The sequence below is a fragment of the Meiothermus taiwanensis WR-220 genome (assembly GCF_003568585.1).
Classification (GTDB): Bacteria; Deinococcota; Deinococci; order Deinococcales; family Thermaceae; genus Meiothermus; species Meiothermus taiwanensis.
On record NZ_CP021130.1, the window covers coordinates 1,602,556 to 1,617,011 of the forward strand.

The following is a 14,456-nucleotide window of genomic DNA, read 5'->3' on the forward strand; positions in this document are numbered from 1 at the left end:
GCGTCTGGCTCTACAAACGCACCCACATCCTGCGCCGGGGGTTTTGGGGGTTGCGCAGCACCAGGCCCCCCTCTTCCCGATCCAGGTTCTTTACACCGTACTCCGGGGGCAGGCCGTCGTCCGGGCGGGCCAGGGTGCGCACCCGCTCGCCCAGCTCGGGGAAGTGCTCGGAAACTGCCCGCACGTCGTTGGGCTCGGTGACCCGGAAGGTGACCAGGTGGGAGGCCTGCTTGCGCACGCCGGGGTCTATCCCCCCGGTAAGGCCCTGGAGCATCTGGGTCACGAAGATGGCGTTATGCCCGGCCTCGCGCCCCCCGGTGAGAACCTCAAACAACCCTTTGGGCACCGCCCCTCGGGGAAAGAAGTGGTAGGCCTCATCCACCAGCAACAAAACATCCCGCTGGCGCATGATCTCCGCTCCCAGGGCATCCAGGAAAGCGCGCGGGTCGTAGCCCGTGACGTGGAAGAAGACCCTGCTGTGACGCCGCAGGGCCCGGCTTGGATCGCCTTCTTCCTTTACCCGGAAACGGGCCTCGCAAAGGTCGGAGAACTCCGTTTTGCGGTTGACGATGACCAGCTTTCGGAAGCGCCCCATCATGCGAAGCAGGATTTGACGGGCCAGGGTGGACTTCCCCGACCCCGACTTGCCCACGATGAGGATGCGGAAGGTCTGTCTACCGGCCATAGGGTGCGATTTTTTTCAATAACCAGGAAAGGCTGACGATTTTTGTGCTGTTGATTTTTTTGAGTTGCAGTAGATGGTTTTTATCTCCGCTGACGAGGTAATCAGCTTTGCTGGCTACCGCGATAGCCAAGATGATGTCGTCATCCGGGTCAGGCGAAGCTTTAACCCCTTGAGTGGGCCGCACCAGGATTGCTGCTTGTCGAAAAAGCGAGATGAAGTGTCCTATCTCTTGGGGAGATAACACCCCAGGGAATTTTTCCCGTAGCACCCGTTTGAGTTCATTTAGTTGCTCAATGGCAGTGACAATTTCAAAGCGTTCTTTTTCCAGACCGAAAGTGACTACCAAGCGATAGGCTTTGCCTTTTTTCAGCAAGGCAGCGATGAGTACATTAGTGTCAAGAACGATTTTCAAGGCGTTGGAAGATTTCCTTTTCGCTTAGTTTGATCCGTCCACTTGTCGCTTTCATGAATTCGGCCAGTTTCTTTTTGGCTTTTTTACGCTTGATTTCTTCTTCCAGAAGGCGAACTGCTTTTTGACTCCAACCTGGACCATATTCTTTCTTGAAGCGCTCGAGTTCTTTTTCTAGTGCAGCAGGTAAGGCCATATTTCCAGAATAGCTTAGGCTTGGTAGCTTTGCCACAGCTCCCACCCTGCCCAGGCGGCCAGGGCGAAGGCGACCACGGCCTGGGCGGTCTCGCACTTGGGGCAGCCCTGCCCTTCGCGCAGGTTCTTTAGGCGGCCCAGGCCCAGGTAGAGGCTACCGGCCAGCACGGCGATGGGGAAGGCGTTGTTTTTGATGGCATCAAAATTCACACCACTACCTCCTGCACGTAGGACGCTATAGGAGACGCGACGGCTTGAGCCCGTGCAATCCGCTCTTCCCGCGAAACAGGGCGCGTGGGGCCAAACTCCACCAGCACCGCCGGGCCTGGAAAGTCGTCAATGTAGAGCCGGCCAAACCGACTGGCAGACGAAGGGCGAACCCATGCCCCTCTCAGAACTGCGGCAATCCGTTCGGCCAGGCTCCGGGATAGCGGATGCGCGGAATAGTACACCCCAGGGCCCGGAGCGGTGGGGGTGTCGTGGTGCACACTGACAAAAACCCGGGCCCCCTGCGCCTGGGCCATGCGGGTTCTCTCGGCCAGGGGAACAAACACGTCTGTGGTGCGGGTGAAGCCCACTGTGTAGCCCAGGGCCACCAGGTACTCTTTGAGGGTAAGGGCCTGCGCCAGGTTGAGATCGCTTTCGCGGGTTCCCGAATTGGGATCCACCGCCCCAGGGTCGCGCCCACCGTGCCCAGGGTCTAAAACCAGATATGCACTTTTTCTAGGCCTGGACTGGTTCATCAGCACTACCCCCAGCAGGAGGATTAGGAGCACTCCGAGCCCGTATTTCCTGAACTGCACGCATACCTCCGTAGACGCTCATGGCCATCACCCCCGCCCCCAGCAGGATGCGCAGCCAGGGGGGCAGATGCTCTACGCCCCCTTGCAGTGGCAGGCGGTTCTTGCCAATACCGTAGGCGGCCAGGGCCTCCCCCACCTTGAGCGCGTCCAGCACCGGGGCGGGTGGGAGCATGGGGAGTACGCCCCCCTGGAAGGCCCGGGTGAAGGCCTCCACCTCTTCCTGGGTTTGCAGCCTCAGTCCCAGGATTAGCATCCAGGTGGCCCCCTGAACCAGATCGGCCCCGGTAAAGGGTTCGATGGGTGGGGGTTCGGGGGGAAGGTCGGAGAAAGAGGCCTCCCCCTTGTCGTCTTCCAGGTTCTGGAAGCCTTCGTCAGTAGATGATGGGGCCGGATCCGGAAACCGCAGAACCGCCGGTTCTGTTTCCGCCGCAGTTCCCACAGGGGGTTGTTGCACCGGTGCCTCCTTTCATACCCAGGACTGCCGCGGCCACCACCAGCACCGCGCCCAGAACGGCCACGGCGTACCCCTGAATGGGTTTGGGGGCAGGTCTGGCAGTCTCAGCTTTTTCTTCGGAAACCTTTTCGTTCTCAACCGCCCCCGCTTTCGGCATGGATACCTCGGGCTGTGATTCCACTGCCTGGGTCACAACGGGATCGAGTTCGTCAGGCCCCAGGGGAACGGCCTCCACCTGGCGGGGCGCTTCAGGTTGCGAAGCTGGCATCTCCACCGGTTCTGCCAAGAGTGGTTCTGGCAGCCTCAGGGTCATGGTTTACCTCCGGCTCTTCCGGGCTTTGCGTTTGCGGGTTTTACGCCGGTACATGCTACCTCCTGCCTCTGGGCCAAACCGCCAGGGCCAGAACGCCCAGGCCCAGGGCGGCCAGGCCTACGCCGGAGCCGGTGACCGCTACCGAGCGGGCCTGTTCCGGCACGAGCTGCACGGTCTCTTTGATGGTGGCTACAATGCGCCAGGTCAGATACAGAATCGCTATGACCGCCGCTGCGGTGAAAATGACCGGCAGCGCGGGAAGGAAGGCGGGCTGGATCAGGTCATCCGGGGTATACCAGCTTAAGGCCGGGGTTATGGCCCACGGATCCTGGGCCCCCGAGGTGGAGGCGGTGGGGGTGGCGGTCACCTGGAGCCGGATCACCAGGTCGCTGCCCTTTTTACCCCAGTCCAGGACTTTCACACCCGGGCCGTACCTGGCTTGCAGGGCTCGCTCCAGGTTGGATCGGGTTACCCGCGAAACATCACCGCTTTGGTGGGCTGATACGATTTCATAGGTGCCCGGCCCAAGTGCTTTGTTTGAATCCACAGGCACGCGCCGAAAGGCCATGCTTTCAGGCTTGCCGGATTGCGCTACAGAATCAAGCGCAGAGCGGAGGTGCAAAACGACGGTGCAGGTGGGCTTGCCCACCTGCCGGTGCAAAGCGGCCCAGGCTTAGGTCGCTTTCTTTTGGTGTAGCCGACGTACTATTTCCACCAGCGCTGCCAGCTTGCCAATAACCCCCCTACCCACGCCGGGTAGGGATTCCAGGTCGCGGATGTCCCAGCCGTGGATGTTGCGGATGTCGCCCTGAAGGGCCTGGCCGATGGAACGGGCGGCCTGGAGATTCCCGAAAAGGGCGTAGAGCAGCATTTCTAGGGGTTGGCTTTCTAGCGGAACGGGCTCGCGCTTGCGAGAGGCCAGGTCGAGCAGGCGGCGTGAAGGGCGTCCTTTGCGTATGTCTTCCATGCGCTTACCTCAAGTTGAGCACCGGGCAGTCGTCGAGCTGCACGGCGGTGGCGGGGCCCGGGGTGCGGATGCGGTACTCACCACCGCTGCCCACCTCCGGGGTGGCGGCGGTGATGTTGCCCTGGTCGGTGTAGACCAGGATGCGTTCTGCCGAGCCGGTGATGGTCAGGCGAATTTCGTTGACACCCTGCGCTACCTGGGTGATCTGGCCCAGGCAGTTGGCAGGGGCGGGGGTGGTGGCGGTAGGTGCTGGGGTGGTGGCCGGTGCTGGCACCTGGGTTACCAGGGGTTCTTCGGGCTGGGGCCGGGTGAAGAGGAAGGCGAAGTACCCGATTAGCACGGTCAGCAGCACCAGGCGCAGCGGGTTGAGTTTCTCGTCCATAGCTCTCCTTCAGGGTAGCAGATGATCAGGCCGCTTTTTTCTCCAGCACCACCGCCACAAGGTAGCGCCTGGCCCCCCACTTACGCGGCATTCGGCCTTTGGCCTCTACAATCTTGGTGGCAGGGCCCAGGTTCAGAGCATTCAGCAGCGCCTGCATCTCGCGCGGATCCTCTTTTCCTCCAGGTCGCCGCAGGTAAACGATGTATCCGATCTCGTTGAGCTTCAAGCCCACCTGCACCTTATCTGCCGGAGAAGTGGGAATGGCAATCCAGGCGGTTTTACCCGGCTGGGCCTGAGCGTTCTCTGTCAGACCTGCCACGGCCAATTTCAACCACTCTGGGTTCAAACGATCCAGCCGCATGATTTACCCCACCCGATAGGCCGCAAAGGGGGATACCAGCTCAAAATAGCCCTCTTTGCCCAACAAATAATGCGCGTAAGCCCCTGCTGATCGGGCGAAGCCGTCCTGCCGGGCCTCACTGGCAATGGAAACTACCCGGAACAGCACCCTCAAAACCCCTTCTCCACCCCCGTAGATGATGACCCGAAGGGCTGACCAGACTATGCGTAACCAGAACGCCATGCTCTTCTGGTCGCCCAGGGCCCGGGCAATGGCTGCCGCCGTATCGCGGGCCCAGGAGCGCCGGCCTTCGCGTCTATTCGGAATGCTGGCCACCCGGAGCAGCTCGCGGAGGTCACGGCTGGTCTGAGTGTCGGGATATAGAGATAACGGGTGTTTTTTTCTTTGGGTGATTAACGGTTTCCCTACTATTGATTGAAGAGTTAATCCCTTCCCTAATTGATGTAGTCTTTTATATCCCGACATTGTGTCCGGGTTTGCATTTGCTGCCCTTTCAGTGCGTCCTTCCTGGCGATCCTCAGCCAAATTTCTCCAAGGAAGTGCCAGGTACGGGGCCAGCACACGGATTTTCCGTCCAAACGAGCGGCGAATCGGCTTGACCCGCACCCGCCAGACAGTCCCACCACGCACGGCATGGTTTTTACCAATGCCCTCACCAGAAACCATCCAGGTCTCCCAGGCGATCCAGTCCTGGGCCACGCCGCGGTAGCTTTCATAGCGGGCGTCGTTCAGCCATCGCTCCAGGGTGCGGTCGGATATTTCAAGCATACGCGCCAGCTCCCACTGGGCCAGGAAAACCGTGGCCTCCCGTTCGGGGACGTGGCGGGCCCCTTCCCGCAAGGCGAAGGCCACCAGCAGGCGCACCAGGGGCCGGAGGGGGCCCAGGGCCTCCCAGTCCCCGGCTTTTCGAATCAAATCCTCTGCTTTGCTAAGCAAGTCCTGCCATTCGAATCTGCGCACCTCCTCCCAGTCCGGTGCAGGGGTGTTTTTCTGGAATGATTCTGCCTCTGTGAGGCCTTTTGACAAGCCTTGAGAAGGGGCGTGGGTATCAGAGGTTGCAGGCGATGCAGGAGGGGCCTTATCGGGCGTTTTAGAGGGCGGATTTTTTGCGTCCTGGACGGCATCTTCTCCGGATTCCCGTTTTTTCAGAGCCTCGTGAGTCCGCAGCAGAATCTGTGCAAGTTGCGGGTTCCGCTGTCGTATTGCTTCAATCTGGGCTTGAATTTCTGGGTTCATGCAACTCTCCCTTCTATGCGGTGTCATGAACACGCTGCACCAGGTAGGGGCCCTGGCCCAGCTCCACCTCAGTCAGGTTGACCAGGCCGGTGAGGGGCCTGGGCCAGTTGGGCTTCCAGATGGTGATGGTGCCGCTATGGCGGGCATACACCCGCAGCAGCGGGCCCCGGGCAGGGCGCAGCTCGTACTCCTGGCCGGGGTTGCGGCGCAACTCGCGGGCCACATCACGCGGCGTTTGCAGCACCATGTTTCACCTCCGCCATAACTTCCGAGTGCACCAACTCCCAAGCCAGCCGGTGTTTTTGCGGCACAGCAGGAAGCCTTTCCTCCACCGCTTGTAGCGCCAGGCGAGCCGCGTGCAGCCGGTGGCGGCTGTCAAGCTCTTCCGGAAGCACCACAAGGGCATTGAGGAATCCGGCCAGCATCATGGCCAGCCGGTAGCTGTGGTCGTTGAGGTCGGTGGGGCCGTACCAGACCAGCCCGTAGGGCGTATAAACGGCAAGAAAAGAGTCCAGTAGGGCGGCCTTCACTGCAACCACCCCCTCACCCACTGGGCCAGGCCGTCCAGGGCGACAATCAACCAGAAGACCAGAAACATTCCCAGGGCCAGATATGCGGTGTGCCGGCGCTCGGACATCTTCATGTCAAACCCCCCTCCCCCGGTAGCGGGCCAGGCGCTCCTCGAAAAGTTCGCACTCGAAAAACACAGCCAGGTTGTGCTGACGGCTCTGGTAGGCGGCCAGGTGAGCCAGCCAAAGGGTGTGGGCCAGGTCAACCGACATGGCCCACCGCCTTTACCTTCACGTGCTGGATGCCGGCGGCCTGCTCCAAGGTCTCAATCTGATTGATCAGGCGCTTTACGTCCTGCCAGGCCTGATAAGGGCCAGGCGCGTATTCGGGCGCTTCCTGGTCGGTCTCCAGATTCTCAATGAGAAAGGCCGCATATCTCAGGTCGCCGCCATGAGACCGCTTCAGCGCAATCGAGAGGCCTTTTTCCAGTCGTGCTATACTATCCATAACGTCTCCTTTCAACCCCGGTGCCAGCCGGGGTTATTTCCTGTGGGTGTAGTCGTAGGACGCCCAGGGCTCGGGCGTGTTGAGCCATTCGTCGAGGGCTTTGGCCGGGATGATGATGCGGCGGCCCAGCCGCTTGTGCGGCAGGGTGCCAGCCCGCACCAGCTCGTAGATGGTGCTGGGGTGAACGTTGAGCAGCCTGGCGGCCTCGTCCACGCGGTAGGCGACCTTGGGCAGTTCTTTGGGTTCATTCACGAGGGGCCTCCTGTTTTACCAACCGATTGCTAAGGCGGGACAAAAAAATATCGAGTTCCTCGACAGGAACGCGATACTGCTTCCCAAGTGCTACGGCTTTAAGCTGCCCAGACTTTATGTACCTACGAACCGAATACTCACTAACGCGCAGATGACTAGCCACTTCCTCCACTGTCAGAAATCGGTTTTGCATGCCCCTAACTTAGCACTGCATTGGTAAATAGTCAACGGTATCTAGCAATGAGTAGCATAGAATACCAATATGGTGTCTAGCTATCATTACCAACAAATGGGTAAAAAACCTCGTCCAGAGTGGGCTGATGCTATAAGAAAGCGGCGCGAACAACTTGGGTTGACTCAAGAACAACTAGCTGAGATGTCTGGGGGTTCATTCACTCAAAGAACTGTTTCTGCTATTGAAACTGGCGTAGTCAATCCTTTTAGCCTGCGTTCAGATAGACTTTTGGGCTTGCTTTCCGCTTTGGATTGGACGCTGGAAGATTTGAGCAACATAATGAATGTAGACGTACCTAAAAAACTTGATCACCGCGAACGCGTCACCCCCGTTCGCTTCCTAATCCAACCCGTGCGCGGCCTGGCCAGTGCCGGCCAGCCGGTAGACCCGGAAGGGGTGCCGGTGCTGGCGGATGTGTGGCGGCGTGGCAGCCTGCTGTACCGGGTGGAGGGCGACAGCATGACCCCCACGCTCAACGACGGCGACCGGGTGTATGTAGACCCCAGCGAAACCGAGCTACGCGAGGGGCGCATTTACATCTGCGAGATACCGGGCGACGGGCACACCATCAAACGGGTGCGCCGCCTGGACGACGGCCAGCTCTGGCTGGTGTCGGACAACCCCGCTTACCGGCCCTGGCGGCCTTCCGAGATGCGGATTGTGGGGCGGGTGTACTACCACGATCCGGTGGGGGGGAGGTTGTGATGAATGAACCAAAACAAACCTGTTCGTATTTGAACATTTAGCTATGGAGCACGAACCTCTATTTGAGCCAGATTCGGACATCACAAGACGATTAGAAAAGCTCGATGGTGAAGGTTTAGAGCTTTATGTTGCTGATTTGTTGAGCATGTTTAGGCCATTGGGTTGGAAGGTATATGTAACCAAAAGATCACGTGATATGGGCGGCGACTTGGTTTTAGACAACCCAGATGGCATCAGATATGTTATTCAAGCCAAGCACCGCCAAGACGATGAAAAGGTAATTGGACTTTCAGCGGTGCAGCAAGCTGTAGCAGCAAAAGCCGCTTACGGAGCCCATCACTCCATAGCGATGAGCAATGCAGTTGATTTTTCTGAACCAGCTAAACGTTTGGCGGCGTACAACAAGACTATTCTTTGGACTAAGCATGAGTTGCAAAAGTTATACTTTGCCTCTATTTATCGAGATGAAAAACTTTTGCAAGAAATTGGTTTGGAACTTGGTAAGCCTGCTAGTTTACCTAAACCGCAAAGTACTTTTGAGCTTGTGCCTCATATTCCATCTCCGGAGTCCGTTTTTGCTTCCCAGTTAGGACAGCAGGCTGAGCAAAAAACACTCCCGCTTGAAGTTCGCCCCCGCTTTACTTCCGATGCACCAAAAAGCAAGTCTAGGTTTTTGTTCTGGGCACCTGCTTTCTTGGTTGCACTCTTAGCTGCAATCGCCATTTTTGGGCTTAAGAGGGTTTGGGTAGCATCAGAGCAGCCATCCCCAGAAGATGTGGTCATAGGGTATGACCGTGCCTATCGCCATGCTTTGAACACCAACGATACTTCCCAGTTGTTTGAATATGCTGCCCAAGAGCTTATTTCAGCAAGGGTGCAGCCCTGGATAGATCGACGAGCAAGACGGGGTTGTATCCTCTTCACCGTTGAGAAAGAGCCGATGCGGGTGCTGGGTATAGACGTTCGCGGGGACGTTGCCACTGCCACAGTGCGGAAGTCCTGGAAGCAGACTTTGGTATGTCCTGGTCAACAGGATCAGGTTAAAACCGACGGCCCATTTGAAATGAGGTACGTACTGAAAAAATCAGACGGCTGGAAGATCGTGGAGAGTGGAGGCAACTAAGTAACATGCCCCGACGCGGCAAAGGCGAAGGCTCCATCTTCCAGCGCAAGGACGGGCGCTGGGCGGCCTTCGTGACCATCGGCTACGGCCCGGATGGCAAGCAGCGCAAACGCTGGGTGTACGGGCGCACCCGGCGCGAGGTGGCCGAGGCCCTGGCCCGGCTGTTGCCCAGGGCTGGCTATGGGCTGATTCAACCCACCCGCTTGCGGCTGGGCGAGTGGCTCGAGCGCTGGGCGGATGAGCGCGCCCGATCCAAAGGATTACGCCCTTCTACCGTTCAGAATTACCGCAATTATCAGCAGTTACTCAAGCCGCTAGCTGCCACCCCCTTGACCCGCCTTTCCCCGCTGGCTATCCGCGCTCGCTTTGCAGAACTGGCGGAACTCTCCCCTTCCACCCGTCGCCATTTGTACCAATTCCTGCGAGCGGCTTTGCGGGACGCGGTACGGGTGGGTCTTCTGGAGGCAAACCCCATGGACGCTGTAGACCCTCCCACTGGCGGCACGGTGCGCCCTCCACGGGCGTGGAATCGGGAGCAGGTAAGCGCATTTCTCGCAGCGGCCCAGGGCCACCGACTGTATCCGATGTTTTACGTAATGCTGACCACTGGATTGCGTATCGGGGAAGCCATGGCCCTACGCTGGCAGGATTGGCAAGGTGAGAAATTGTGGATTCGCCACACCCTTACCAAGCAACGTACCCTGGGCCCTACCAAAACTTTGGGATCATCGGCCCCTATCTACCTTGACCTTGCTACCCAAACCATTCTGTCTGAACATCGCACGCGCCAGGCTGAAGAACGGGCTACTGCCAAGCGCTGGCTGGATCATGATCTGATTTTCCCGTCGGAGGTTGGTACTCCCCTCTCTTACCGCAATGTCATGCGCACGTTCCAGGCCCTAACCGAACAAGCAAAGGTGCCACGAATCGGTTTGCATGGGTTGCGACACACGTATACCTCGATGGCTTTACAGGCAGGTCTTAGCCCCAAGCAGGTAGCCGACCGCTTGAGACACAAAGATCCCGCCCTAACCCTTCGGATATACCAACACTTACAAGAAGAAGACCGGCGGCAGGCAGCACTGAACCTTGACACCTTATTACACCTACAAAAACAGAGGCTTACCTAAGAAAACTGGAAGTAGCAAAAAATCGAATCTGTCAAAAATACGACCAGGAAAGCAAAACATACAAAAGGCAAAACAGCTAAACATTTACGGATTGGCCTTCTAAGCGGTAGGTCGGGGGTTCGAATCCTCCCGGGCGCGCCACGTTTTTGCAGCGGTCTTCAGAAAGAGTGCTCAATCGCCAACATGAGAACTGCTTTGCCAGGCTTGCTCTGTTGGACGGTCTAAAAAATAGGGGCTCCATGGTCAAGCAATCCGGATACCGGACGCGGTTTGAGCTGCTAGAGCAGGCCGGGTTGGATGGTTCGTGTCTCTGCAACCGCGGAAATGCCGGGTTAAGGGCGTTGGTTTACAACACCCACCGTTAGTAAACTTGATAAAACAAGAGAACACAAGCTTGACATTAAAAAATTCCGGCTCTATATTCCTGCTTATAAGCCACAAGTCCGCCCGATCACAAAAAATTCCTTTGAAGCTCAGGTTTTTCCGAGAGGTATCTAGTGGAGCCCACACAGAGCAAAACATCCTCGAGCGAGTACGAGCCTTCTCCGGTTCACGGCGTCTCTCGTACTACCTTTATTGTTGGGGTTTCTAGCACCCTAAACGATACTGCAAACCACATGGTGCATCCAATTGTGCCGATATTTTTGACCAATGTGCTGGGTGCTTCGCCGATCGTTGTAGGTATTATCGAGGGAGCTGCCGGAGTCGTATCAAGCCTATTTACACTGCTAGCGGGTGTCTGGTCCGATCGAACGGGCCGTAGAGCCCCCTTTGTGGTTGGGGGATATCTGTTGAGCGCCGTTTCACGCACGCTAATGTTTGTAGCATTTTCCTGGTGGTTCGTACTCGTTCTACGAATACTGGATCGGTTCGGACGGGCTGTGCGATCCGCCGCGAGGGATGCTCTAATTGCAGATAGCGTTCCAAAAAATCTTTTGGGGCGGAATTTCGGCTTTTACAACTCGGCAGACAATCTTGGCTCGTTGGTAGGGCCGCTGATTGCATCAGGTCTGCTGGTACTCTTCAACGAAGAGATACGCCTGGTATTTGCCTTTGCGATTATTCCTTCGCTCCTCACTGTATTCCTGCTACTCAGGATTAAGGACAAACCGGCATCGGCTCCTATCCCAGTAAAGAAAATCTCGTTTGCTCACTACCGCGAACTGCCTAGACCCTTCTACTTTGTACTGCTTGTCAACATCCTCTTCGCGCTTGGGAATTCCAGCGATGCGTTCATCATCTTGCGAGCCCAGCAACTAGGTGTCCCGGTGGCCATGATACCCATCGCTGGAGCGTTGGTTAGCCTAGTTGCCTTCGCCGTAGCGTACCCCGCTGGGATACTTGTTGATCGAATTGGCCCGGCAAAAAACGTGACTATGGCATTGGTCTTTTATATCATCACCTATCTTGGTTTTGCTTATGTCCATTTGATCGGAACGATTGCCATCTGGCCTTTGCTCTTGATTTACGGAGGCGTGGGGGTTATCGCAGGGGCCTTTAAAACTCTTATTATGAGCAGCGTGCCCAAAGACCGCAGAGCAACTGCCATCGGGATTATAGTGACTTTCAGTGGAATAGCCGCACTGGTCGGAAATCTTTTGGCCGGGGCGATGTGGTCTCTCTACGGTTCGACTGCAACATTTCTTCTAGGGGCGGCATTCACGGCTGTCGCCTTAGTTGTTCTGCTGCTGGCCAGGTCAGCAAAAATATTTTGAAGGATATCCGAGCGTTTCCCACAATACCCAGTACAGCGTTGTTTGCTGTACTGGGAGCAAGCTCTAGATAAACTACTCGTCACCCTGGGGCGAGTAATTGTGGGAGACGCGATTAGGACAAGGCTGTCTCCGCACCGGTGGGCTTACCTGCAAAGGCCAGCACCCGCTCGGCCACTTCCTGCCCCATGCGGATCACCTCGGGCAGCCCGACGCCGTGGTAGGCCGCGCCGGCCAGGAATAAGCCTGGAAGCTCCTGGGCTCTGAGGGCCTGGGATACGCGTTCTCGGTGGCCCACCGTGTAGCGGGGCAGGCCTTCCGGCCAGTGAAACACCCAGGTGTGCAGGGGTTCGGGGGCCCGGCCCCACAGGCGGGCCAGGTCGTGCAGAGCGAGCCGGGCCAGCTCTTCTTTACTGGCTTCCAGGCCGGAAAAATAAGCGCGCACCAGGCCGTAGCCCTCGGGGGCGCGGCCCGGCCACTTCTGGTCGATCCAGGTAAAACCCCGCACGCTAAAGCCCTGCTGGGCCGCCATGAGCATCCCGTGGCCCACCCTTGGGGGTAGTTGCTCTTTGGCAAAGGCAAAGGTCACGGTAGAGGAGGCCCCATAGGGAATCTGCCGTAAGGCCGCGGCGGCCTCGGGGTGGAGGGGCTTTAGCAACTCCCCGGCGGTGCGGGCCGGGGTCGCCAGCACCAGGGCATCGGCCTGGAGGCTTCCCTGGGGGGTGTGGATGCGCCACCCACCGGTGCGCTCCAGGGCGGTCACGGGGGTGTTGAGCCTGATCTCTATCCGGCTCAGGCGGGCCTGTATAGCCTCTACCAGCGTACCCAGGCCGCCCTCGAGCGAGGCGAAAAGCTGGCCCTTCTCGCGGCTGCCCCGCGCCCGGCGCTGCCGGATGGCCCCCCGGATCAGGCTGCCGTGCTGCTCCTCGAGGGCCTTAAGCTGGGGGAAGGCCGCCAGGGTGGAAAGCTCGTAGGGATCGCCGCCGTAGATGCCGCCCGAAAGGGGGGCCACCAGCCGCTCCCAGACCTGCCGGCCCAGCCGGCGCTCGATGAAGGCCCCGAAGGGCTCATCCTCCGGCGTTCCTTGGGGCAGGAGTAGGTCGAGGAGGGCTCGAGCCTTCCCAAAGGGGCTTAGCAGGGGGGTTCTCGCCAGGGCCCAGAGGTCGCCGGGGATGACCATCTGCAGGCCTGCGGGGATGGGCCGGGCCTCGCGCCCGTCGTGGATCAGGGCCGAGGGGTGGGCGGGCTTGGTGCCCACAATCCGGTTCTCCAGGCCCAGCTTCTGCATCAGCTCCAGGGCCCAGGGCTTGTAGCGCACCACCGCATCGGGGCCGCCCTCCAGCACAAAACCGTGCTCGGCCACGGTGGTGATCTTCCCGCCCAGGCGGGCGGTGGCCTCGAGCAAGGTGATCTGCAGCTGGGGAGCGGCCTGCTGCAGGTAATAGGCCACCGAAAGGCCTGCCGCCCCGCCCCCCACCACCACCACGCTAGCCATGCCGTCCTGCCGTTTCCGCTTCAGGCCGCTCAAAGGCGGCCCATTCCCGCACCACCAGGTCGCGCAGCACCTCGATGTAGTCGGGGTCGGCGTTCAGGCTGCGGGTGCGCAGGAGGCGCAGCCCCAGCCGGGCCGCGGTGTTCTGGGCCTCGTAGTCGAGGTCGTAGAAGACCTCGAGGTGATCCGAAGGAAAGCCCACCGCCGTCACCACCACCTCCTGGTAGCCCTGGGCGGCGGCTTCCTCGAGCCGCTCGTTCACATCGGGCCCAATCCAGGGCTCCGGGGTGCGGCCCGCCGACTGCCAGGCGGTGTCCCAGTGGGCCAGGCCCAGCTTCTGCGCCACCCGCTCGGCGGTGGTGCGCACCTGGGCCTGGTAGATTCCATCCTGGGCCGATTTTTCGGGTATCGAGTGGGCCGTAAAGAGGAAAAGGGCCCGCCCCGGCTCGCGCAAGCACCAGACCTGCTCGAGCACCCGCTGGGCTAGGGCCTGGATATAACCCGGATGCTCGGGGTAGGCCTCCACCAGCCGGAAGCGGAAAGGATGCCCCAGCTCGGCCAGGGCTTTTTCCACCTTCTCGCGGTACTCGGCGATGCTGCGGGAGGAAAAGTGCGGCGCGGCCACGATGCCCACCGCCTGCTTGACCCCATCCTGGGCCATGGCCTGCACCGCCTCGGCGATGAAGGGGTGCCAGTGCTTGGTGCCCAGGTAGACCCGCGCGGGGCCGCGCACACGGGGGCCTGGGGAGCTCTGGAAAGGCTGGGGGTAGAGGGGCAGGCTGGCGTTCAGGGCCGCCTCGAGGCGCACCGCCTGGGCATAGGTGATCTCGTTCAGGGGGCTGCGCCCAATCAGGTGGTAGCGCTCGGAGAGCTCGGCCAAGAGCTCCGGGCTGGGGGGCCGCCCGCGCCGGATGTCGGTGTAGTAGGGCTCAATTTCTTCCTGCCGGTAGGGGGTGCCGTAGGCCATCAAGAGTACGTTCATGGG

23 protein-coding genes and 1 pseudogene are annotated in these 14,456 nt (G+C 59.4%); 5 read left to right on the forward strand and 19 right to left on the reverse strand.

Translation table 11 applies throughout. The features are described from left to right. Positions 1–10: 10 nt before the first annotated feature. From MTAI_RS07870 to MTAI_RS07950, 17 genes are all read right to left on the reverse strand, one after another. Positions 11–685, reverse strand: coding sequence for an AAA family ATPase (locus tag MTAI_RS07870; protein ID WP_013013700.1), 675 nt, complete (start codon positions 683–685; stop codon positions 11–13). Then, entirely contained in the window at positions 675–1,097 is a 423-nt protein-coding gene (locus tag MTAI_RS07875) for a putative toxin-antitoxin system toxin component, PIN family (protein ID WP_013013699.1), read from the reverse strand. Before MTAI_RS07875 ends, MTAI_RS07870 begins: the two co-directional genes overlap by 11 nt. Continuing rightward, positions 1,081–1,290, reverse strand: coding sequence for a hypothetical protein (locus MTAI_RS07880; protein WP_013013698.1), 210 nt, complete (start codon positions 1,288–1,290; stop codon positions 1,081–1,083). The genes MTAI_RS07875 and MTAI_RS07880 overlap by 17 nt, the downstream gene beginning before the upstream one ends. Before the next feature lie 14 nt (positions 1,291–1,304). After that, entirely contained in the window at positions 1,305–1,499 is a 195-nt protein-coding gene (locus tag MTAI_RS07885) for a hypothetical protein (protein ID WP_027888423.1), read from the reverse strand. Next, positions 1,496–2,032, reverse strand: coding sequence for an N-acetylmuramoyl-L-alanine amidase (locus MTAI_RS07890; protein WP_187388523.1), 537 nt, complete (start codon positions 2,030–2,032; stop codon positions 1,496–1,498). Before MTAI_RS07890 ends, MTAI_RS07885 begins: the two co-directional genes overlap by 4 nt. Further along, positions 2,013–2,546, reverse strand: coding sequence for a hypothetical protein (locus tag MTAI_RS15305; protein WP_245391978.1), 534 nt, complete (start codon positions 2,544–2,546; stop codon positions 2,013–2,015). Before MTAI_RS15305 ends, MTAI_RS07890 begins: the two co-directional genes overlap by 20 nt. 368 nt (positions 2,547–2,914) lie before the next feature. Further along, positions 2,915–3,280 carry a hypothetical protein gene (locus MTAI_RS07900; RefSeq protein WP_245453101.1) on the reverse strand — a complete coding sequence of 122 codons (366 nt, stop codon included), beginning with the start codon at positions 3,278–3,280 and terminating at the stop codon, positions 2,915–2,917. A gap of 252 nt (positions 3,281–3,532) precedes the next feature. Further along, on the reverse strand, positions 3,533–3,826 hold the full coding sequence (locus MTAI_RS07905; RefSeq protein ID WP_187388525.1) for a hypothetical protein: 294 nt from the start codon (positions 3,824–3,826) through the stop codon (positions 3,533–3,535). A 4-nt stretch (positions 3,827–3,830) separates the two neighbouring features. Then, positions 3,831–4,208, reverse strand: coding sequence for a hypothetical protein (locus MTAI_RS07910; protein WP_013013696.1), 378 nt, complete (start codon positions 4,206–4,208; stop codon positions 3,831–3,833). Between the two features lie 25 nt (positions 4,209–4,233). After that, positions 4,234–4,527 (reverse strand): hypothetical protein, encoded by a 294-nt coding sequence (locus MTAI_RS07915; RefSeq protein WP_223299581.1) that lies wholly within the window; start codon positions 4,525–4,527, stop codon positions 4,234–4,236. A 45-nt stretch (positions 4,528–4,572) separates the two neighbouring features. After that, a complete protein-coding gene (locus tag MTAI_RS07920; protein ID WP_013013694.1) occupies positions 4,573–5,805 on the reverse strand; it encodes a hypothetical protein in 1,233 nt (410 codons plus the stop codon). 13 nt (positions 5,806–5,818) lie between these two features. Continuing rightward, a complete protein-coding gene (locus MTAI_RS07925) occupies positions 5,819–6,052 on the reverse strand; it encodes a hypothetical protein (protein WP_147370674.1) in 234 nt (77 codons plus the stop codon). Beyond that, a complete protein-coding gene (locus MTAI_RS07930) occupies positions 6,030–6,335 on the reverse strand; it encodes a hypothetical protein (RefSeq protein WP_027888428.1) in 306 nt (101 codons plus the stop codon). Before MTAI_RS07930 ends, MTAI_RS07925 begins: the two co-directional genes overlap by 23 nt. A 114-nt stretch (positions 6,336–6,449) precedes the next feature. Further along, positions 6,450–6,587 carry a hypothetical protein gene (locus MTAI_RS07935; protein ID WP_156113830.1) on the reverse strand — a complete coding sequence of 46 codons (138 nt, stop codon included), beginning with the start codon at positions 6,585–6,587 and terminating at the stop codon, positions 6,450–6,452. Beyond that, a complete protein-coding gene (locus MTAI_RS07940; RefSeq protein WP_036198923.1) occupies positions 6,577–6,822 on the reverse strand; it encodes a hypothetical protein in 246 nt (81 codons plus the stop codon). Before MTAI_RS07940 ends, MTAI_RS07935 begins: the two co-directional genes overlap by 11 nt. A 33-nt stretch (positions 6,823–6,855) precedes the next feature. Then, complete coding sequence (locus MTAI_RS07945) at positions 6,856–7,074, reverse strand: helix-turn-helix domain-containing protein (RefSeq protein ID WP_036197251.1); 219 nt, start codon at positions 7,072–7,074, stop codon at positions 6,856–6,858. After that, on the reverse strand, positions 7,067–7,267 hold the full coding sequence (locus MTAI_RS07950; RefSeq protein WP_027888430.1) for a helix-turn-helix domain-containing protein: 201 nt from the start codon (positions 7,265–7,267) through the stop codon (positions 7,067–7,069). The genes MTAI_RS07945 and MTAI_RS07950 overlap by 8 nt, the downstream gene beginning before the upstream one ends. Positions 7,268–7,363: 96 nt before the next feature. Between MTAI_RS07950 and MTAI_RS15715 the strand changes: the two are divergent. From MTAI_RS15715 to MTAI_RS07970, 5 genes and pseudogenes are all read left to right on the forward strand, one after another. Then, positions 7,364–7,501, forward strand: a pseudogene (locus MTAI_RS15715) (helix-turn-helix domain-containing protein); the annotation flags it as partial. Between the two features lie 87 nt (positions 7,502–7,588). Further along, on the forward strand, positions 7,589–8,014 hold the full coding sequence (locus MTAI_RS07955) for a S24 family peptidase (protein ID WP_245453102.1): 426 nt from the start codon (positions 7,589–7,591) through the stop codon (positions 8,012–8,014). 43 nt (positions 8,015–8,057) lie between these two features. Then, complete coding sequence (locus MTAI_RS07960) at positions 8,058–9,137, forward strand: restriction endonuclease (RefSeq protein WP_036197253.1); 1,080 nt, start codon at positions 8,058–8,060, stop codon at positions 9,135–9,137. 5 nt (positions 9,138–9,142) lie between these two features. Further along, a complete protein-coding gene (locus MTAI_RS07965) occupies positions 9,143–10,267 on the forward strand; it encodes a tyrosine-type recombinase/integrase (protein WP_013013688.1) in 1,125 nt (374 codons plus the stop codon). A 497-nt stretch (positions 10,268–10,764) separates the two neighbouring features. Then, complete coding sequence (locus MTAI_RS07970; RefSeq protein ID WP_043982987.1) at positions 10,765–11,982, forward strand: MFS transporter; 1,218 nt, start codon at positions 10,765–10,767, stop codon at positions 11,980–11,982. 112 nt (positions 11,983–12,094) lie between these two features. Here the strand turns inward: MTAI_RS07970 and hemG are convergent, their stop codons facing one another. Beyond that, positions 12,095–13,474, reverse strand: a complete 1,380-nt coding sequence (gene hemG / locus MTAI_RS07975; protein WP_027888432.1) for a protoporphyrinogen oxidase — start codon at positions 13,472–13,474, stop codon at positions 12,095–12,097. Beyond that, entirely contained in the window at positions 13,467–14,453 is a 987-nt protein-coding gene (gene hemH, locus MTAI_RS07980; RefSeq protein ID WP_027888433.1) for a ferrochelatase, read from the reverse strand. The genes hemG and hemH overlap by 8 nt, the downstream gene beginning before the upstream one ends. Between the last annotated feature and the right edge of the window lie 3 nt (positions 14,454–14,456).